The following is a 21,840-nucleotide window of genomic DNA, read 5'->3' as shown; positions in this document are numbered from 1 at the left end:
GATCACGGAGCCTCCTGAGAAACTCCGCACAGCTGACGCAACTGTGCTCCCGGCTGCACCACGCGCATTCCCCGGTCGATTTCCCCCCACCCGCCGATCGACGATTTCCCTCCCCCCTCTTCCCTCAGGGCCTTTTAGGCCCTCCCGCGCCCTCTCACGGCCTCTTACGGCACTTCGCGCGCTGCCGTCATCGCCGTGCCTCTGTTCCGTCCCCGGTCCCGTCCCCCGACAGGAAGGCCAGGCCTTGCCGGTGCAGAACACCTCCGACCCCGCCCCCGCCCCCACGGACCCGGCCCGCCACGTCCGGCCGGCGTCCTTCGCCCAGCAGCGGCTGTGGTTCCTGGCCCAGCTCCCGGGCGGGAACACCGCCTACAACGAGACCCTCGCCTTCCGCCTCGACGGACCGCTGGACCGCGGCACCCTGGCCGCCGCCCTCGATGCCCTGACCGACCGGCACGAGACCCTGCGCACCAGGCTGGTGGCCAAGGCGGGCGGAGTGCACCAGCACATCGACCCGCCGGGCTCGGGCCACCCCCTGGCCTTCGAGGACCTCACCACCGCCACCGACCCCGACGCACAGGTGGCCGCCCGGCAACTGGCCGAGACGGAAGGCGAGTTCGACCTGGCGACCGGCCCGCTCTGGCGCGGTCGGCTGCTCGCCCTCGGCCCCGCTCACCACGTGCTGCTGCTGACGTTCCATCACAGCATCTACGACGGCGCGTCGATGAACGTGATGATGCACGAAGTCGGCCTGCTCTACGAGGCGTTGGCGACCGGCGTACCCGACGGGCTGCCGGAGCTGCGGCTCCAGTACGCCGACTATGCGGAGGCACAGCGGGAGTCCGTGTTCGGCGGTGCCCTCGCCACTCAAGAGGCCTACTGGAAGGGCGCGTTGGCCGACGCGCCGACCATGCTCGAACTGCCCGTGCCGGGGCCGCGGCCGGCGGAGCAGGGTTACGACGGCGGACGTGTCGGGTTCGAGCTGGACACGGACGTCACGGCGGCCCTGCGCGGCCTGGCCCGGGAACACGGTGCCACCTTGTTCGTCGCCGTGCTGACGGGCTGGGCGATCCTGCTGTCCCGGCTGTCGGGGCAGCAGGACATCGTTGTCGGCAGCCCGGTGGCCGGTCGGCGCGGGCCGGGGACCGCCGGGCTGATCGGTTTCCTCGTCAACTCGCTACCGCTGCGCGTCGACCTGTCCGGTTCCCCGACCGCGGCGGAGGCGCTGGCCCGCACCAGGGCGGTGGTCCGCGACGCCCTGGCCCACCAGGACCTGCCGTTCGAGCGGATCGTCGAGGTGGTGAACCCGCCGCGCAGCGCGGCCCACACCCCGCTGTTCCAGACCATGCTGGCCTGGGTCCCGGACCGGCACGACCTGCTGAAGCTGCCCGGTGTCGAGGCCGCGCCGCTGCCGATCGCCCACGCCCCGGCCAAGTTCGACCTCGCCCTGTCGGCGACCGAGTCGGAGGGCCGGGTGACCGGGCACCTCGATCACGCGACCGCGCTGGTGGACGCCGCCACGGCCGAACGCTGGGCCGGACACCTGCGGCGGCTGCTCACCGACATGGCCCGGCACCCGCACCGCACCGTCGACACCCTGGAACTGATGGACCCGCGCGAGCGCCTGGAGCTGATCGGCGCGGGCGACGCCACGCGGGGGCGGGGCGCGGGCGTCGGTGACCCCTCCGACGCGACGGCGACCGCGCTGCGTACGGCATCCGGTCTCACGGAGCTCTTCGAGGCACGTGCCCGTGCGCACCCCGCCGCCACCGCCGTCGTCGACCGCGACCGCGCGCTCGACTACGCGACGCTCGACCGGCGTGCCAACCGGCTCGCGCACGCCCTCGTCTCCCGTGGTGTCCGCCCGGGTGACGTCGTCGGACTGCATGCCCGCCGCACCTGTGACCTGGCCGTCGGCATCCTCGGGATCCTCAAGGCGGGTGCCGCCTACCTCCCGCTCGACCCAGGACAGCCCTGGGAACGCCTCACCGCCATGGTCGAGGACGCCGTGTGCCCCGTGGTGCTGAGCGACCACATTGGCGAGGACCGGCCACGGGACTGGCTCGACATCGGCACGGTCAAGGCAGGGGCAGGGGCAGGGGCAGGGATAGAGGCCGGGGCAGAGGCGGACGGGACGACCGGGGACCTGCCGCCGGCCGGGATCACCCGCGGCCCGGACCAGTTGGCCTACGTGATCTTCACCTCCGGGTCCACCGGGCGGCCCAAGGGTGTCGCCGTCGAGCACCGCAGCGTCCTCAACCTCTTCGCGGTCTGGCACGACCGGATGGGCACCGCACCCGGCGAGGCGGGTTCGGCCTGGTCCAGCATCGGCTTCGACGCCTCGGTCCACGAACTGCTGCTGCCCCTGACCACGGGCGGTGTGCTGCACATCGTCCCCGAGGAACTGCGCGGCGACCCGGAGGCGTTGTTCGGGTGGCTGCGCGAGCGGGAGATCGTCCAGGCGTTCCTGCCGCCCGCCTACGTCAAGTGGGTCGACGAGAACCCGGCGGAGCGGTTGCGCGGGCTGGCGTTGCACAGGCTGCTGACCGGCGTCGAGTCGCTGACCGAGGCCGCGTTGCACCGGATGACGGAGCAACTGCCCGGCCTACGCGTCTGCTTCGGCTATGGCCCCACCGAGGCGACCCTCTACAGCACCGCCCACTACGACCCCCGCCCGCTGGACCGCCCGTGCCCCATCGGCCGCCCGCTGCCCGGCACCCGCTGCTACGTCCTCGACGCCCGGCTGCAGCCCGTCCCGCCCGGTGTCGTCGGGGAGGTCCATCTCGGCGGGGCGGCCCTCGCCCGCGGCTATCTGGGCCGCCCCGACCTCACCGAGGAGCGCTTCCTGCCGGACCCGTTCGTGCCCGGTGCCCGCGTCTACCGCACCGGCGATCTCGCCCGCTGGGGCGACGACGGCCTGCTCCACTACGCGGGCCGCGCCGACGACCAGGTGAAGCTGCGCGGCTTCCGTATCGAACCCGGCGAGATAGCGGCGGCGTTGACGCGGCTGCCCGGCGTCCGTGAGGCCGTCGTGCTCGCCGATCAGGACCCTGCGGGCCGGTCCCGGCTGGTGGCCGCCGTCGGCCGGGGCGCCGCCGCGGCCCGCACCAGCGCCGACTGGCGCACGGCACTCGCCCGCAGCCTGCCGGACTACATGGTCCCCGCCGTCGTCCTCGACCTGGAGACCCTGCCGCTGGGCCGCAACGGCAAACTCGACCGCGCCGCACTGCTGCGACTGGTCCACGAGCAGACGTCCGGCCAGGTCAACACCGCCAGCCCGCGCGACCATGTCGAGCACGCCCTGTACCGGATCTGGCAGCGCATCCTGCTCCATCCGTCGATCGGCGTCGGCGACAACTTCTTCGACATCGGCGGCACTTCGCTGTCCGCCATCAAGATGGCCCACGAGGTCACGGAGGCCTTCGGGCGCCCGCTGCCGGTCGCGGAGGTCATGGTGCGGCCGACGATCGAAGCACTGGCCGCGCTGCTGCGCGAGGACGGCGAGGACGGCACCGACCGCGCCCCGGGCAGTCTCGTCGAGTTCCGCCGGGGCACCGGCCCCCGGGTCGTCTGCGTCCACCCGGCCGGCGGCACCGCCTTCTGCTATCTGCCCCTCGCCGCCCATCTCCCCGAACACACCGGCCTCTACGGCATCCAGTCCCCCGGGGTGAATCCGGGAGAGGACGTGCTGCCCAGCGTGGAGGCCATGGCCGAGGCGTATCTGCGCCTCCTCGAACCGCTCGGCGACCGCCCGCTGGTGCTGACCGGTCTCTCCTACGGCGGGCTGGTCGCCCACGAGATGGGACGCCTCCTCGGCCGTGCCGGACGCGACGATGTGAGTGTGGTTCTCCTCGACACCCAGGCGACCGACGACGCCGAGGCCCGTGCGGCGATCACCGTCGTCGACGCGGACGAGTTCCGCGACAAACTCGTGAGGTTCAACGGGATGTACCCCGGCATCGAAGACGCCCAGGTGGACCGCTACTTCAGGATCTACAACCACAACCGGCTCACCGCGCGCGAGCATGTCCCGGCCGCCTCCCCGGCCCGGCTGGTCCTCGCCCAGGCCGTGCCGGACGGCACCGACACCCCCTTCCACGCCGAGGTCCGCGCGTTCTGGCGGCTGCGCGCTCAGGGCGAGTTCCGGGTCGAGACGATGGAATGCGACCACTGGGAGATCCTGGAGGGCGCCGAGACCTCCCGGGTCGCCGCGCTGCTGGCCGCCGAACTTGCCCATCATGAGGGTGAGTTGACGAGCGGGGCGCGCTCCGTCGCCGTAACGGCGGGAGACGCGCGATGACCGAACGCACCGCACCCTCCGAAGCCTCCGCCGCGTCCGACACCTCCGATGCCTCCCACGCCTCCCACGCCTCCCACGCCTCCGTACTGGCCGAGGCCGTACTCGCCCAGGCCCGCCGAACGCCTTCCGCCGTCGCCGTCGAGGACGGCGGCCGGCTGCTCGACTACGCCGAACTCGACCTGCTCAGCGGGCGGGTGGCCGCACGGTTGCGTGAACGGGGCGTGGGCGCCGGGCAGTCCGTCGCCGTCTGCCTGCCCCGCTCCTGGCAACTGGTGTGCGTCATGCTGGGCATCCGCCGCGCGGGAGCCACCGTCGTCCCCCTCGACCGGCTCAGCCCACCCGACCGTCAGCGCCACATCCTCGACGACTCCGGCGCGGTCGCCGTCGTCCACGACGGTACGGCCGAGTACGTCCACGGAATCGACGCCGACGCGCTCCTCGCCCCGGCCGCGGCAGCCGTTGCCGTGAAGCCCGATGCCGTGCAGTCGTCCATCGGCGGGGGCGACCCCACCGGCTTCCTCTTCTACACCTCCGGCAGCACCGGCCGGCCCAAGGGCGTCGAGGTCACCGACGCGGGTGTGCTGCGGCTGGCCCGCCCCGGCGTGCTCGGCCCGCACCCCGGCGCCCGCTTCGCCTGCCTGTCCAACCCGGCCTTCGACGCCCTGAGTTTCGAGGTGTGGGCCCCGCTGCTCACCGGTGGCGTCTGCGTCGTACTGGACGACTCCGAGGTGCACAGCCCGCACCGGTTCGCGGCCGTGCTGCGCGAACGCCGTGTCGACACCCTGTTCATCACGGTGGCGCTCTTCAACACGGTCGTCGACAAGGTCCCCGGCTGCTTCGCCGGCGCCGCCCGGGTCCTCGTCGGCGGCGAACGACTCGACCCGCGCGCGATACGCGCCTGGTACGACGCCAACCCGGACTCCGCCACCGTTCTGCACAACGTGTACGGGCCGACGGAGGCGACGACGTTCGCCCTGTGCCACCCGATCCCCCGGGACTTCGACGGCGACTCGATCCCGATCGGTACCGCGCTGCCGGGGACCGGAGTACTGCTGCGCACTCCGGACGGGCGTACCGCGGAGGACGGCGAGGTGGCCGAACTCCTGCTCTCCGGAACCGCGTTGGCGCGCGGATACCGCAATCTGCCGGAACTGACCGAGCGTTCCTTCGTCTGGCTGGACGACGCGAGCGGTGGGAGCGGCAGCCCGCGCCGCTGGTACCGGACGGGTGACCTGGTGCGCCGGGACGACGACGGGCGCGTGGTCTACGTCGGACGCGCCGACCGGCAGGTCAAGGTGCGCGGTTTCCGTATCGAACCCGGCGAGGTGGAGCAGGGGATCCTGACCCTGCCCGCGGTGCGCCACGCCCATGTCTGCACCCGGCGCGACGCGGCGGACCGCAACGAACTGCTGGCCTTCCTCGTCCTCGGCGACGACGGTCTCTCCTACGCCGACTACGAACGTCACCTCGCCGCCGCCCTGCCGCCGTACATGCGTCCGCACCACACCCACCTCGTCGCCGAACTCCCGCTGACCGCCAACGGCAAGGTCGACCAGGCCGCACTGCTGCGTGACACGGGCAAGGGCACGCAGTGGCGCGGCGGGCGCGAGGACGCCGTGCCCGTCACCGCCGGGCAGCGGCCGGTGCTGGAACTCGCGGAGGAGATCCTCGGCGTCGGCGGTCTGCGGCCCGACGACCGCTGGATCCCGAGTGGCGGCGACTCCCTGAAGGCGTTGCGGTTCCGCTTCGAGATCCTGGAACGGTACGGCGTCGACCTCCCCCAGGACCTTGTACTGCGGGCCGACCTCGCCGCTCTCGCGGACGCCGTCCGCACCGCTCCGGCCGACTCCCGTCCGCCCGTGCCGCCCGCCCCGGACGCCACCGACGCGACGACCGCGCCGGCCACCAGCGAGCAGGAACGCCTCTGGCTGCTGCACCGGCGCGACCCCGACGACCGTTCCTACGACGTACCGCTCGTCTTCCGCGTCCAGGGCGCCGTCGACCCGTCGGCACTGCGCCGGGCCCTGCGCTCGCTGGTGGAGCGGCACCCCGCCCTGCGCACCCGGCTGGTTCCCACCCCGGACGGCCTGCTCCAGCGGACCGAGGCGCCGTACGACCCATGGCAGCCGCTGGACGCCCGCGAGGGTGAGCCCTGGCAGGAGACCGCCGACCGCTTCTTCGCCCCCCGCTTCGACCTCACCGAGCCTCAGATGCTGCGGGCCGGCTGGGCGGAGCGGACCGACGGCGGTCTGCTGCTTCTGCAGCTGCACCACGCGGCCGTGGACGGCTGGTCGCTCAACCTCCTCTTCCGCGACCTCACGGACGCCTACGCGAACGCGGGCCACGCGAACACGCGCCATGCGAACACGCGCCATGCGAACACGCGCCATGCGAACACGCGCCATGCGAACACGGGTGGCTCCGGGCGTCCGGCTCCGGCCGTCGGTCCGCTCGACCTCGCCCGCTGGCAGCGGGACTGGCGCGCTACCCCCGCCTACGAGCACCAGCGCGTCCGGCTGCGCGACCACTACGCCGACGGGGTGGAACCGTCCCCCGCCCTGCCCGCACCCGAGCCCGCTCCCGGGTCCACGTCCTCGGCCCGGCCGCGGGCGAGGCTGCTGCGCACCTCCCTCGACCTGGTCCGTCGTACCGCGCTGGACCGGCGAGCCGCGGAACTCGGTCTGACCCGGTTCCAGGTGCTGGTGTCGGCGTTCGGCGCGTGTCTGTACGGAGTGACCGGGCAGGCCCGGCCCCTGGTCGCCACCCCCGTGGCGAACCGGCCGCGCCCCGAGTTCGCGGAGAGCGTCGGCATGTTCGCGAACACCGTGCTCCTCGACCTCGCGCTACGGCCCGGCGACCCCCTGCGCACCCAGTTGACGGCGCACGCCGACACCGTGCGCCGGGTGCTGGAGGGGCAGGAGGTCCTTCTCGCCGATGTGCTCGCCGATGTGCTCGCCGGACCGGCGTTCCGCGACCGCACGCCTCTCTTCGACTACCTGTTCGTCCTGGAGAACACGGAGTTCTCCGCGCTGCGCCTGGCGGACTGTGCGATCGAGCCCCTGTGGCCCGAGCCCACGGGCGCCAAGTGCGCGCTGACGCTGTCGGTGGTGGAGCACGAGTCCGGGTTCGACTGTCTCTGGGAGTACCGCGACGACTTCGGCGCCGAACGCGCCGAGGCGGCGGCCAGGTTGTTCCGGCGGGCTCTGGACCGGCTGACCGGCGACGGAGACGGTGACACCTCCCTGCGTGAACTCGTCATCGCCCACCGCAAGTCGGCGACCGCACACGGCACCGCTCTGGAACCGGACTTCACCACGGTCGCCGAGGGCTTCGCCCGCCAGGTGGCCCGCACTCCGGACGCACCCGCCGTCACCCTCGGCGGGACCACCCTCACCTACGCCGAACTGGAGGCCCAGGCCAACGAGTTGGCGTCCCTCCTGAGATCTCCCGCGGATCCCGCCGCCCCGGCATCGGTCGCTCTCTACCTCCAGCCGTCCGTCGAACATGTCGTGGCCCTGCTCGCGGCGACCCGCCTCAATCTGACCGTCGTCCCCCTCGACCCCGCCTACCCGCCGGCCCTGCTGCGCCATGTGCTGGACCATGCGGCGCCGCTGTGCGTACTGACCGGCGCCGACGGCCTGGACGTCCTGGCCACGATCGCGCCGCCGTCGCTGCCCCGGCATGTCGTCACCCTCGCCGCCGAGCCCACCGCCCGGCCGGTGCCGTACCGGCATCGCGGACTCCGACCGCTCTACACCCTGTTCACGTCCGGCTCCACCGGAACCCCGAAGGGCGTCCAGGTCCCCGACCGGACCCTGTGCGACCTGCTCACCTGGCAGCGGGCCGAAGGCGGCCTCGAACGGCCCGCCGTCACACAGCAGTTCGCCATGCTCTCCTTCGACGTCTCCTTCCAGGAGATCCTCACCACCCTGTGCTCCGGCGGCGAGCTGCGGCTGGTGAGACCGGCCTGGCGGCAGGACATGCCCACGCTGCTGCGGCAGTTGGAGAACGGTGGCGCGGAGCGGATCTTCCTGCCGTACGTGGCGCTGCAACTGCTCGCCGAACATGGGGTGCGTGCGGGGGTGTTCCCGTCCCGGCTGCGTGATGTCGTCACGGCGGGCGAGCAGTTGGTGTGCACGGACGCGATCCGGCGCTGGATCGCGGGGCTGCCGGGCGGCGCCCGGCTGTTCAACCACTACGGCCCGACCGAGACCCATGTCGTCAGTGGCCTGTGCCTCGAAGGCGACCCGGCCGGCTGGCCGACGCGCCCGGCGATCGGGCGTCCGGTGGCGGGGGCCGTCCTGCGGGTGGTGGACGAGGGCGGTCTGCCCGTCCCGCCGGGGGTGACCGGCGACCTGCTCATCGGCGGCCGTATGGCGGGCCGGTGCTACCTCGGCGATCCCGCCGAGCACCGGGACCGGTTCGTCGACGATCCCGAGCTGGGCGTTCTCTACCGCACCGGGGACCGGGCCCGCTTCGACGAGCGGGGGCTGCTGCACTACGCGGGACGCGACGACGGCCAGGTCAAACTCGGCGGGCACCGGCTGGAGCTGGGCCAGGTCGAGGCCGCTCTGCTCGGGTGTCCCGGGGTGGTCAACGCGGTCGCGGGGATGCTGGACGGCCGGCTGGTCGCCGTTCTCCAGTGCCGGGGGGAGGATCCCGACCCTGCGGCCCTGACCCGGCACCTGGCGGGGCTGCTGCCCGCCTACGTCCGGGTCGCCCGCTTCCGCCTCGTGCCGGACCTGCCGCGCACACCCAGCGGCAAACTGGACCGCAGGGCGGCGCTCACCGCGCCGGGGCGCGAGCTGCGGCCGGGGGGCCGCGAGGATGCGGGGCTGTCTGCGCTCGAACGGCGGCTGGCCGAACTCTTCCGGGCGGCGACCGGGCGGAGCGTCGCCGTGGACGAGCGGTTCTTCGACGCCGGGGCCACCAGCCTGGACCTGATGCGCTTCCAGCTCAGCTGCGCGGGTGAGGGCGATCTCCCCTTCTCCGTACCGGACTTGTTCGAGCACGTCACACTGCGTGCGCTGGCCCGGCTGGTGACGGACGACGACGGCAGCGCCCGCGACACACCGGCCGTGCGGTCGACCCGGCCGACCCGGCCGACCCGTCCGGAGGCGGGGCGGGCCGACGAACCCGTCGCCGTCGTCGGCATGGCCGTACGGCTGCCGGGGGCGCCCGACCTGGCCGCGTTCTGGGACCTGGTCGTCTCCGGCCGGCGCGGCATCGAGCACTTCGCCGCGGCCGACGGCCGGGTCGGTGCGCGCAGTCAGCCGGCGGGACTGCTCGCCTTCGATCCGGGCCGGTTCACGATCAGCCCGCACGAGGCCCGGCTGATGGACCCCCAGCAGCGCCACCTGCTGATGAACTGCGCCGAGGCCCTCGCCCACGCCGGGATCGGCGACCCGGCGCGGCTGCGGGTCGGTCTGGTCGCCTCCTGCGGCGAGAACACCTACTTCCAGCGCATGCTCCGCGAGGGCGACCCGGACCGGCTGCCGGACGCCTTCCGGCTCGCCCTGCACCACGAGAAGGACTTCCTCGCCACCAAGGCCGCCTACCATCTCGGGCTCACCGGACCGGCGTTCACGCTGCAGTCCGCCTGCTCCAGCTCGCTCGCCGGGGTGCACATCGCCGCCGGGATGCTGCGGCAGGGCGATGCCGAGGTGATGCTCGTCGGCGGGGTCCTCGTCGACACCGAGCTGACCGACGGCTACACCTACCGGCCGCAGCACATCTTCTCCCCCGACGGACACTGCCGACCCTTCAGCGCGGACGCCGAGGGCACGGTGGGCGCGAGCGGCACCGGCGTGGTCGTCCTCAAGCCGCTGGCCGCGGCCCGCCGGGACGGCGACACCGTGTACGCGGTCATCACCGGCTCGGGCCTCAACAACGACGGTTCCGGCAAGCTCGGTTACAGCGCCCCGTCCCTGCCCGGCCAGCGGGCCGCGATCCGCGCGGCGCTGGACCGGAGCGGTCGCGACGGCAGCGAGATCGGATATGTCGAGGCACACGGCACCGGCACCCGGCTCGGCGACCCGGTCGAGGCGGCGGCGCTGCGACAGGCGTACGGGCTGGTGGCGGACGCTCGGGGAACGGACGAGTCGGCAGCGGACACGCGGGCGGTGGACGCACGGGGTGCGGACACGCGGGTGGCGCTGTCGTCCGTGAAGAGTCAGATCGGGCATCTGGGTGCGGCGGCGGGTGTGGTCGGGCTGGTGCGGGCGGTGCTCGCCGTGCACCACGGGGTCGTTCCGCCGACGGCCGACTTCGACCGGCTCAACCCGGAGATCGACGAAGGCCCGTTCCGGATCCCGGTCGCCGCCGAGCCCTGGCCGGCGGTCCCGACCAGGGTGGCCGGGGTGAGCAGCTTCGGTATCGGCGGCACCAACGCCCACGTGGTGCTGGAGCAAGCGGCGCCGGCCGGAGTGCCGGACGGCCCGCCCACGGCGGAACCGCTGCCGTGCCTGGTGCTGTCCGGGGCGTCCGACGCCGCCGTCCACGCGGACGCGCGCCGTATCGCCGACTATCTGTCGGCCCGGCCCGAGGCCTATCCCCAGGTGCTGCGGCATCTCCAGGCCGGCCGCCCCGCCCTCTCGCGCCGCGCGGCGGCCGTCTGCCCCGACGCCGCGTCGGCCGTCGCCTGGCTGCGGGCGCTGCCGACCGTCACGGCGCCCCCGGCCCGGGACGCACCGGCGGCGGCCGAGGGCCGTGATCCGCACGCCCTCGCCGAGGCATGGACGGCCGGCCGCACCGTCGTATGGCCGTCCGCGGGCCCGGCGCCCGCGCCCTGGGACTTCCCGCCGCCCGCCTTCGACACCGCCGAGTACGACTTTCCCCGTGCCCCCGAGGAGCCCTCCGGCATCTCCCGGCTGCCTGCCGCGCAGTGGCTGCACCAACCCCTGTGGACGCGGTCGCGCCGCGCCCGCACCGGCACTCCGGTGTCCCGCCGTACCGCCGTGGTCGTCACCGGACCCGGGCAGGACGGCGAGAGCTGGCGGTTCCTGGAACGCCACTACGCCCGGGTGGTGACCGTACGCGCCGGCCAGGGCCTGGCCCGTATCGGCGTCGACCGCTACGAGGCCGATGTCGCCGACCCCGGACGGCTCGCCGCCCTGCTCGACCGGCTGACCGGTGCGGGCGAGCCTCCCGTCGACTGGCTGCACGCGCTCCCGCTCGCCCTCGACGGCAGCCCGACCGTGTCCACGCTGGAGAAGGCCGAGTGGGCCTGCCTCGACACGGTCGCCGCCCTCGCCCTGGCCCTCGCCGACCGTCCGGAGCCGGAACGCCCCCGTGTCTGGCTGCTGTCCCAGCGGGCGCAGCCGGTCACCGGGACCGTCCACACCCCCGAGGCCGGTCTGCTCGCCGGGGCCCTCGAAGTCCCCCGGCAGGAACTGGGGGTCACCCTGCGCTGGGCCGACCTGCCCGGCCCGCACCCGGCCGCCTGGGCCGCCCACCTGCCCGACCTGCTCCTCGACGACACGGCAGCCCACCGGGCGACCGACACGACCGGCGACACGACCGGCAGCACGGCAAGCAACACGGCCGGCAGCATGCCCGGCCACACGGCCGCCGACCGGGCGACGGCCCTGCGCGACGGTTTCTGGTGGCACCGCACCACCCTGCCGGTCCCCGCCAGGGAGCCACCGCGCCCCGTCGCCCCGCCGGGCACCCATCTGGTCCTCGGCGGCACGGGCGGCATCGGCGCCACGCTGGCCGCGAGCCTCCTCCGGCACCCGGGCAACCGGGTCGTCCTGGTCGCCCGCGGCACCGAAGTGCCCGCCGTACTGGGAGAGTTCGGCGGGCGGGTCACCCTGGTCACGGCCGACCTCGCGGCCGAGGAACCCCCGGCGGTCGCGGACCGGCTGGCGCCGCTGCTCGACGGTCTCGCCGGCATCGTGCACGCAGCCGGTACCGCCGCGGGCGGGCTCCTGGCGCGCCGCGAGCCGGCCGTCGGCCGCCGCACCACGGCGGCCAAGCTGCGCGGCGCCCTGCTCGTCGAACTGCTCGTCGCCGAGCACGCCCCCGACTACGTCCTGTACTGCTCCTCCGCGGCGGCGGAGTTCGGCGGGGTCGGCCAGTTCGACTACGCGGCCGCCAACGCCTGCCTGGACGCCCACGCCCACCGCGCCGTGCCCGGCGGCGACGCCACGGTACGGATGAGCGTCGGCTGGGACGCGTGGCGGGACGTCGGCATGGCCCAGCGGCACGCGGACCGTGCGGACGCCAGGCACCGGGAGCACCTGACCGTGGCGCTCACCCCCGAGGAGGGCACAGCCGTCTTCGAGCGGGCCCTGCGCCTCCAACTGCCGTACCTGATGGTCGGCACCACGGACCTGACGGCCGCGCGGGCCTTCTACGAGCCGGTCGCCGCCGACGGACCCCCGGCCCGCGCGCAGGGCGACGCCGGCACGGAGATCACCGACCTCCTCCGCTCCCTCCTCGGCGTGGACACCGTCGACCCCGAGGCCCCGCTGTACGACCTGGGCGCGGACTCGCTGACCCTGCTGGAACTCCTCGACGAGATCAAACGCCGGCACGGCGCCGACATCGAACTGTCCCGGCTCAGCCACCGGGTGAGCCTGGCGGAGATCCTCGGCCACGTCGACGACGGCGCCCGCCCGGGCGGAACGGCGGCTGTCCCGCAGGGCACGGTGGACGTCGAGGTGTGGCAACGCGGTGCCGGGCCGGACGTGCTGTGTCTGGTGCATCCGGTCGGCGGGGACGTCCAGGCCTACCGGCCGCTGGTGTCCGCCCTGCCCGACGACCTCACCGTCTGCCTGATCGCCGATCCCGGCCTGCGTGACCCCGGGCTGCCGGACCGCTCGATCGACGAGCGCGCCGCGCACTATCTGGCCGCGGTACGGCGGGAGTTCCCCGAACCCGAACGCCGACTGCGGCTCGCCGGCTGGTCGTTCGGGGCGTGGACGGCGCTGTCGATGGCCGCGCTCGCCGAGGCGGAGGGCCGTCCGGTGACCGCCCTCCACCTCCTCGACCCGCCACCGCCCGGAGCCGGCCACCGCCTCGCCGGTTACGACGAGGAGCAGATCCAGGCCGTCTTCACCCGCGAACTGAACGGCAACGGCAATGGCGACGGCGACGGCGACGGCGACGGCACGAGAGGACTTGCGGAGCCGGACCGGGACATCGCCGCCCTCACGGAGTCCGGTCGTGCCTACGCCGAGCGGCTCGCGCGTTGCTGCCGGGCCAACCTCGCCGCCATGGCCGGGCACCGGCTGCCGCGGCTGCGCCGGACGCCCGCCGCCGTATGGCTGGCGACGCGTCCCGTGGGTGAGGCCGCGCTCGCGCCCGAGCCGACCGCACCCGGTGCCTGGGACGCCCATCTGCCGTCGCCGTACCGGCTGCACCACGTCGACGCCGACCATTACCAGATCGTCGCCGAGCCCCACGTCCGGGCGATCGCCGCCGCTCTCACCGAGCCCCTGCCCAACGCCCTCACCGCACATCCGCCCGCCGGCCTCACCGAAACCCCACCCGCGGGCCTCGCCGAACCCCCGCCCGGCGCCCGGCCGCAGCCCGCCGGACGGATCTGAGGAGGCCACCCGTGCAGCATCCGTACACCCGCCTGCCCGCGCGGTCGTTCTGGCGCACCGCGGTCGCCGAACCCGACCCCGCGGACATCGACGGCCTGTGGACGCCGAAGTTCGCGATCGGCCAGGACGATCCGGTCGTCACCGCCGGATCCTGCTTCGCCGCGCACATCGGCCGGGCCCTCCTGGCCGAGGGCATGCACTGGTACGACGCCGAACTCCCGCCCCCGGGACTGACCGCCGCCGAGCAGGCGGCCCGCGGGTACCGCCGTTTCTCCTTCCGGACCGGCAACATCTACACCGCCGCCGCGCTGCGCCAATGGGTCGCCTGGGCGCTGGAGGAGGAGAAGCCGCCGGAGGAGGTGTGGGAGGAGGACGGGGTCTTCCACGACCCCTACCGGCCGGCCCTGGAACCGGACGGCCACCGTTCGCCCGACGACGTGCTGCGCGCCCGCGCGGTCACCCTGGACGCCGTCCGCACCGCCCTCCGCACCGCCGACGTCCTGGTGTTCACCCTCGGTCTGACCGAGGCCTGGCACGACGTCCGTACCGGCACCGTCCTGCCGATGTGCCCCGGGACCGTGCGCGGCACCTACGACCCCGGCCGGCACGTCCTGCACAACCACACCGTGGACCGGGTGCACCGCGACCTCACGGACGTGCTCGCGATGGCGCGCGGCGTCAACTCCCGCCTGCGTACGGTCCTCACGGTCTCCCCGGTCCCGCTGACGGCGACCGCGACCGGCCGGCACGCCCTGGTCGCCACCACCCACTCCAAGTCGGTGCTGCGCGCGGCGGCCGGCCAACTCGCCGACGCCTGCGACGACGTGGACTACTTCCCGTCGTACGAGATCGTCACGGGCTTCCCGTACCGGGCCGCGTTCTTCGAGCCGAACCTGCGCACGGTCACCCCCGACGGCGTGGCCTTCGTGATGCGGCACTTCTTCCGGGCCCTCCGGCCCGGGACCGACCCGGCGCCGCACGCACCCGCGCCCGTGTCCGTGCCCGCGCCTGCGCTCGTGCCCGCGCAGACCATCCCCGTCACCGGCGGAGAGGACCACTGGTGTGACGACGCAGTGCTCGACTACTACACCCCCCGTGCCCGCCCGGTTCCTCCTGCTCGGTGACTCCCACGCCGGCTGTGTCGGACGGGCCGCGCGACAGGCCGGGCTGCCCTTCGTGGGCGGCCCGGTCGGCTCGGGACGCGACTTCCTCGGGCCCTTCCTCGACGTGGACGACGGTGACGGTGGTGACGGCGACCTGGTCTTCCGGGACGCGGAGACGCGGCGGCTGGTCCGGGAGTTCCTGGACATGCTGGACGTGACCGGGTTCGCGGGGCTCGGAGTGCCGCTCGTGTGCACCTTCGGGCTGAGCGCCCACACCGTGGCCACCCGGCAGAACTGGGACATCCACCGCGACCGGCACGGCACCGTGCCCGAGGGGTTCCTGCGCAGCGGGCTGTTCGCCGGCCTGGTCCGGGCGGGGGTCCGTGGCGCGCTCGCCTTCTACGAGCAGACGGCCGCCCTCGGACTGCGGGTGCTGGCACCCCTGCCGCCGCAGCGCGTCCCCGGCATGTCCGACCCGGCCGTGTTCTTCGCCGCCCAGGACGTCATCGGTGCCGAACTCGCCGCGCGCGGTGTGGAGATCGTCGACCTGCGCGCCCGCGTCACCGACGGCTCGGGGAGGCAGCGGCCGGTCTTCTGCCAGGCCGACGACACCATCCACGGCAACCTCGCCTTCGGCCGCCTGGTGGTCGCCGAGCTCCTCGACCGCGGGCTCTGATCCCGCTCCCCCGCTCCCCCGCTCCCCCGCTCCCCCAATCCCCCCTCTCTCCCCGCTCCCCCGTTTCCAAGGATTCCAAGGAGGTCCCTCATGGAGGACTACGCACTGCGGGCCGTCGAACGGCTCACCACCCGCCCCGCCGAGCCCTACGACACCCTCTCCGTCGCCCCGATCACCCCGGTGCTGGGCGCCGAGGTCACCGGCCTCGACCTCTCCCGTGAGCTGACGCCCCAGCAGGAGAAGGAGCTCAAGCACGCGTTCCACACCCACCATGTGCTGGTCTTCCGCGACCAGGACCTGACCCCCGAGGCACACAAGCGGTTCGCGGGCGTCTTCGGTGAACTGCACCCGGTCGCCCTCGCGGCCGAGGGATCCGATCCGCACATCCTGGAGATCAAGGCGGACAAGGACTCCAAGGCGGTGGCCGGCAACGGCTGGCACTCCGACGGCACCGCCGACGCCGAGCCCTCCCTGGGTTCGATGCTGTACATCACGACGATCCCCGAGGGCGGCAGCGGCGGCGACACCCTGTTCGCCAACATGCACCTGGCCTACGAGCTGCTCTCCCCCGCCCTGCGCGGCTTCCTGGACGGCCTGACCGCTGTCCACGACGGCGCGAAGCCCTGGACGGACGCCGGGCTGACCCCGCCGCCCGAGTACGACGTACCGCGCACCGAACAGCCGGTGGTGGTCCGCCATCCGGAGACCGGCCGCAAGCTGCTGTTCGTCAACTCGCCCTACACCTCGCACATCACGCAGTTGTCGCGCGCCGAGAGCGACGCCCTGCTGGCGATGCTGTACGCGCACATCGCCCGGACCCCGCTGCTGCACTGCCGGGTGCGCTGGCAGGAGCGCACCCTGGTCTTCTGGGACAACCGCAGCGTGCAGCACCACGCCGTGTGGGACTACTTCCCGCACACCCGGGAGGGCCGCCGCGTGGCGATCGACGGCACGAGCCTGCACGCCTGACCGGCCCGGAGGGAACGCGCACATGACGCACGCGGCCCGCCCGGCGCCGACCACAGCCGCCCCGGAGACCTTCCTCACCGCACTGCGGGCCCGGACCCCCGAGCCGCCACCGGCGACCGGCATCCCCACCTGGCTGTGGCGGCTCGCCGCCGCCGTCCACGGGGAGCTGCCGCCGCCCGACGCGGACGCCTGGGCGACCCGTCTGCACGACCTGCTCCGCACGGCGGGCGCACCGGCCGGGCTGCGGGCCGTGCACGTCTGGCAAGCGAACACGGTCCTGCCGCTGCTCGCCGAGACGACGGACACGGCGGTGGCGGCGGACCCGGACCGTGCGACAGACAAGACCGTGTCGGCGGACCTGCACCGTTCAGCAGACACGACCGTGGCCGCGACCCTGCACCGCGCGGCGGCACAGGGCACGCCCGTCGACCGGGACGCCTGGCGGTCGGCCCTCCACCCGGTGCTGCTGTGCCTGCACGAGGCCGCCTACGACCGGGCGTCAGCCTACGCCGAGGGGCACGCGGGCGCCCGCGACCACGCACTGGCCAACGGCTACTCGGCGGCCGAGGCCGACGCGTACGGCCATGAGTACGCGCGGCTCAGCAGCGGCGCGAACGCCCGCGCCTTCGCCGAGACCCACGCGGAGGCGCTGGGCCAGGCGCTGGCGACGGCGTACGCGGCCGACGACTGCCTGGCCTATGCCGACGCCTATCCAGGAGCGCAACTGCGGGCGGTCGTACGCGCCACGGCGGCACGGGACGACGCCCCCACGGTCCGCCGCCTGGCCGAAGGCCTCCTCACAGCACTGACAACACCCCAGCCGTGACCGCGTACCCGGGTCCGAGGCCGGGGCCGGGTCCGGGGCCGTGCCCGGGGCCACCGGCCGCCAACCGCCAACCGCCAACCGCCAACCGCCAACCGCCAACCGGAGAGCCTGTCAGCCCCGTGCCAGCGGGTCGTCGTCCTCGCGGCTCACCTCGTGGTGGCGGCCGTCAGGGCGGGGTAGCGGCTTGAGGTCGACCTGGATGCGGTGCGTGGAGTCGTGGCTCACCGAGCCGCCGAGGCGGGCCTCGACCACGCCCAGGCGCAAGCCCGCCCCGCCCTCGCCGGCCCGGTGGAACTGGACCGAGAACTCCAGGCTGACCTGCTCCACGCTGAACCGCCAGTCGCTGTCGGCGCCTTCGGCCTGGGCTCGGACCAGCTCCGCACGCACCGTGCCGATGGCCTCCGCGAGACCGATCGGTTCCGGATCCCCCATGTCAACACACCGCCGGATTCCGTTGATTGACCGATCCAACCTGGTCACAAGTCTAGGGACGCAGCATGCCCCGCGCGTAGTGTGAGACAGCATGGGGGAACTGCGTGCGGACTGGAGACTCAGGCTGCGACGCGAGAACGCGCACGGCCCCGTCTGCGGGGCCGGTGTACTCGTGGACCAGCGGACGGCGCTGACCTGTGCGCACGTGGTGCGCCACCCGGACGCCGTGATGTGGCTGGAGTTCGCCGAGAACGGCGCGCTCGCACCGGTCGCCGCACGGGTCGAGCCCGGCGGCTGGCTGCGGGACGGTGAACACGGCGAGGACGTCGCCGTGTTACGGCTGGACAGCCCGCGCCCGCAGGCCCGCCCCGCCCGGCTGGAGGCCCGGCTCCGGGCCGGTACGGAGGTGTACGCGACCGGGTACGCGGAGGGCTTCGACGACGGGATGAGCCTGTGGGGCCGGATCGGCGGCGCCAGCGGCGAGCGGGTGCAACTCGACGCCGTCACACGGGCGGAGGTGGTGCGCGCCGGCTTCAGCGGCGCCGCCGTGTGCACCCGGCCGCAGGAGGGCCGGCCCGCCCGTGTGGTCGGTCTCGTCGTGAGCTGGCGCGGCGACCTGGGTGAGCTGCTGCCCGAGGACAACCGGCTCGCCTTCTCGTATCTGGTGCCCGTCGAGCGCATCGCGGAACTCTCCCCGGTTGTGCAGGAGTTGAGCAGTCCGGACGCCTGGGACCACGGCTTCGAGGAGCGGCTGACGCGGTGGTTCGAGGACCCCGACGAGGACCCGGTGAAGATCACCGTGGTGCCGCCGGGCAGCGGCAGGGACCGCTCGCTGCGCCATCTGCTGCACCGCGCCGACGTCGTGCACCGCGGCGGCGACAGCAGGCCGCACCTGGCCGACCACGCGCTGGGCAAGGGCTCCTTCCCGGTGGGTGAGTACCTCGCCTACTGGGACTGGCTGCTCGGCACCGGACGGCGGCCCGCACAGGCGCCCGGTCTCGCGCCGGTACGGCCCGCACGGCCCGTCACGGTCGTCGTCGACGGCCTCGACGAGGAAGCCCAGCCGCGCCCTCTGATCGAACTCCTCGACCGATTACGGGAGTTGGGGTTCCGGCTGCTGCTGGTCTTCCGGCGTGAGGGCGGCACCGGCTGGACCGCGGCCCGGGACGACCTCCTGCGGCCCGCGCTGCTCAGCCATGCGGACGCGCTGATCGGCCGTCTGGAGGTCGCCGAGTTCGGCAACGCGATCCGCCGCGATGTCGTCGACAGCGCCTCCCTGAGCTCCGTGACCGAGACGGCCGACCTGCGCCGGGCCGAACGCCGCCGGATCGACGGGATGCGGGACCCGCAGCGGCAACTCGCCGCGCTGCGTGCGCTGCTCAGGACCCTGCGCACCGACCTGGACCGCCAGGAGGGCCGGTGACGCGGTGCGCCGGGCGGGAAAGGGGGCGGTCGGGAGGATGACCGCCTGCCCGCACCGGAGCTTCGACGGATCACCCTGCGAGGGCACCGTGCTGCCCACCGGCTGGTGCGACCTGTGCGGCCGTGCGGAAGGGCAGCCGGGACTGCCCGCCCTGCCCGAGGACCCACGGGACCTCGGCCCCCGGGACCTCCTCGCGCTGCCCGAGCGTGCCCCGCGCCCCGCCGAGGCCCGCCTCATCCGTCCCGAGGCGCCGCTGCGCATCCGGATGGGCTGCTCGGCCGCCGACTGCGGCACCACCTTCGCCCCGCCGTACACCGTGGGCGCGGTGCCCATCAAGGGCTACTGCCCGGCCTGCGGGGAGCGTTACTCGTACGAGCCCGAACTCACCGAGGACGAGCTGCTGCGCGACCAGTACCGGATCATGGGACCGATCGCGCACGGCGGCCAGGGCTGGGTCTATCTCGCCGAGGACACCCATCTCGGGGATGTCGTCGCCGTCAAGGGGCTGCTCAACCGGTACGAGCACGATGGCGCCCGGCTCGCCGACGTCGAGCGCCGCAACCTGGTCGCCATCCGCCACCCCCGTATCGTCCAGATCCGTGACTTCGTCGCCCGGCGCGACGGCACCGGGGAGATCACCGGCGGCTACATCGTCATGGACGACGTCGGCGACGGCACCCTCGCGAAGGTCGTCGAGGAGACCCGGCGGGGGGCGTCGGTCCTCGACATCGAGCATGTCGCGGCGTACGGCTGCCAGATCCTGGAGGCCCTCGTCCATCTGCACGCCGGCGGCGAACGGGTCTTCGTCTACGGCGACATGAAGCCCTCGAACGTCGTGCACCACGGGAACGGCGTCAAGGTCATCGACCTCGGCGGGATGCGCGAGGAGGGGCAGAGTCTGCCGCCCGCCCATGTCACCCCCGAGTACATGGCGCCCGAGACCGCGTTCTCGGGTCTGCCCACGGTCGCCCACGACCTGCACACCGTCGGTGTCACCCTGCGGGAACTCGCCGGCTGGGCCGTCGACGAGGTGCCCGGCCTCGGCGCCGACTCCTTCCGGCGGGTCGTCGAGCGCGCCGTCCGGGACGACCCCGGGCGGCGGTTCACCGACGCCCGCGAGATGGCCGGCCAACTACGGGGCGCGCTGCGGGAGATCCGTGCCCTGCGGGGCAAGAGCGATCCGCCCGAGCCCTCCGACTACTTCCGGCCGTCCCCGCAGCTGCTCGGCGCCCGGCTCGGCACGGTACCGGGGATCGGGCACTGGCTGGAGAGGCCCCGCCGCGACCGCTACGAGCCGCCGCTGGCCCCGGCCCTCGACCTCGGTGCCCCCACCCCCACCGAGATCGCCGGCTGTCTGCCGGTGCCGCGGCGGTATCCGGGCGACCCGCAGACCGCGCGGTTCGAGGTGAGCAGCGGCTACGACCCCGGGCAGCTCCTCGACCAGGAGGACGAGAAGCCGCGCTCGGTGGAGATCTGTCTGCACAACGTGCGGGTCCTGCTGGACCGGAACACGAGCGACGACCTGGAGCTGGCCCAGGCGGAGCTGGACACCGCCGACTCCATCCCCGGGCCGTCCGCGGTGCGCCGGTGGCGGCTGGAGTGGCACCGCGCCCTGCTCGCGCTGCGCAGCGCCGGCCTCGACGACAACCCGCAGCAGGTCGCCGAGGCCAGGACCCACTTCATGCAGGTCCACCTCGAACTCCCCGGCGAGTACGCCCCGAAGCTGGCCCTCGCCTACTGCGGGGAGCGGCTCGGCGACGCGGCAGCCGGGCCCACCGCCAAGGAGCTGTACGAGGCGGTGTTCGCCCGCAACCCCGCGCACGGCGGCGCCGCCCTGGGCCTGGCCAGGCTCGCGCTGCGCGCGGGCGACCGGCGGGCGGCCCTCGACGTGCTGGGCCGGGTGGGGCCCGGCACCCTGGACCACACCGTCGCCCGCATCGCCTCCCTGCGCATCCGCGCGGCCCGGCTGCCCGGGGACGTCGATCCTCCCCCGGACTTCGTCCGGGGGGACCCCCATCTCGCTTCGCTCGCCGCACCCGCCGAGGTCGACGCGGCGCTGGCCGAGCTGCCGGGCCTGGTCGGCCGCGGGCCGGGCGCGGGCGAGCCGAGCCTGTCCGAGGACGAGGCGCTGCGCCTCCGTACCGAGCTGCACGAATGGAAACTGGACGCGCTGCACCGCCTCAACGACCGGGCCGGCCCCGCGGGCGGGGGCACCGGCCGGCTCGACGCCCGCCGCCTCAGACACCTGACCGCGCCGGAGCGCGAGCTGCGCCTGCGGCTGGAGTCGCTCTACCGGCAACTGGCCGCCCGCCATCGGGAGTCGGCCGCCACCCACGAACACCTCGTGGACCTCCTGCACGCGGTACGACCGCAGACCCTGATCTGACCGCACGGCACGCAACAGACCACGCACGGCACAGCACGACGGATACCCGACCGCACAGCAGCACGGGTTTCCGACCGCAACGGCACCGGGCACCACCGAACAACGACACACCCCACGAACGGCACCGCACACGAACGGCCGCACGACACACGAACGGCACCACACACGACCGAC

The 21,840-nt window shown here is 74.0% G+C and carries 9 protein-coding genes; 8 read left to right on the top strand and 1 reads right to left on the bottom strand.

The features are described from left to right. Positions 1–250 precede the first annotated feature (250 nt). The 6 genes from ACIRR9_RS15430 to ACIRR9_RS15405 all read left to right on the top strand — a co-directional run bounded on the left by ACIRR9_RS15430 (position 251) and on the right by ACIRR9_RS15405 (position 17,425). Positions 251–4,300, top strand: a complete 4,050-nt coding sequence (locus ACIRR9_RS15430; RefSeq protein WP_403751709.1) for an amino acid adenylation domain-containing protein — start codon at positions 251–253, stop codon at positions 4,298–4,300. Continuing rightward, complete coding sequence (locus ACIRR9_RS15425) at positions 4,297–13,851, top strand: amino acid adenylation domain-containing protein (RefSeq protein ID WP_403751431.1); 9,555 nt, start codon at positions 4,297–4,299, stop codon at positions 13,849–13,851. Before ACIRR9_RS15430 ends, ACIRR9_RS15425 begins: the two co-directional genes overlap by 4 nt. A gap of 11 nt (positions 13,852–13,862) precedes the next feature. Beyond that, on the top strand, positions 13,863–14,975 hold the full coding sequence (locus ACIRR9_RS15420) for a GSCFA domain-containing protein (protein WP_403751429.1): 1,113 nt from the start codon (positions 13,863–13,865) through the stop codon (positions 14,973–14,975). Further along, positions 14,947–15,630: a hypothetical protein gene (locus tag ACIRR9_RS15415; protein WP_403751427.1), complete on the top strand. Its 684-nt coding sequence runs from the start codon at positions 14,947–14,949 to the stop codon at positions 15,628–15,630. Before ACIRR9_RS15420 ends, ACIRR9_RS15415 begins: the two co-directional genes overlap by 29 nt. Before the next feature lie 90 nt (positions 15,631–15,720). Continuing rightward, positions 15,721–16,599 (top strand): TauD/TfdA dioxygenase family protein, encoded by an 879-nt coding sequence (locus ACIRR9_RS15410; RefSeq protein ID WP_403751425.1) that lies wholly within the window; start codon positions 15,721–15,723, stop codon positions 16,597–16,599. Between the two features lie 22 nt (positions 16,600–16,621). Further along, complete coding sequence (locus ACIRR9_RS15405; RefSeq protein ID WP_403751423.1) at positions 16,622–17,425, top strand: hypothetical protein; 804 nt, start codon at positions 16,622–16,624, stop codon at positions 17,423–17,425. 111 nt (positions 17,426–17,536) lie between these two features. On the opposite strand, the gene ACIRR9_RS15400 is transcribed toward ACIRR9_RS15405, so the two are convergent. Continuing rightward, a complete protein-coding gene (locus tag ACIRR9_RS15400; protein WP_403252454.1) occupies positions 17,537–17,857 on the bottom strand; it encodes a trypco2 family protein in 321 nt (106 codons plus the stop codon). 91 nt (positions 17,858–17,948) lie between these two features. Here ACIRR9_RS15400 and ACIRR9_RS15395 point away from each other — a divergent pair, with 91 nt between their 5' ends. Together ACIRR9_RS15395 and ACIRR9_RS15390 are read left to right on the top strand one after the other, a co-directional pair. Continuing rightward, positions 17,949–19,280 (top strand): serine protease, encoded by a 1,332-nt coding sequence (locus ACIRR9_RS15395; protein ID WP_403751421.1) that lies wholly within the window; start codon positions 17,949–17,951, stop codon positions 19,278–19,280. A gap of 37 nt (positions 19,281–19,317) precedes the next feature. Further along, a complete protein-coding gene (locus tag ACIRR9_RS15390; protein WP_403751419.1) occupies positions 19,318–21,666 on the top strand; it encodes a tetratricopeptide repeat protein in 2,349 nt (782 codons plus the stop codon). Positions 21,667–21,840 lie beyond the last annotated feature (174 nt).

The organism is Streptomyces sp. NPDC101234 (genome assembly GCF_044767525.1).
Taxonomy (GTDB): domain Bacteria; phylum Actinomycetota; class Actinomycetes; order Streptomycetales; family Streptomycetaceae; genus Streptomyces; species Streptomyces sasae.
The sequence above is the reverse complement of the archived record's forward strand: the minus strand, read 5'-3'. Positions and strand labels throughout refer to the sequence as shown.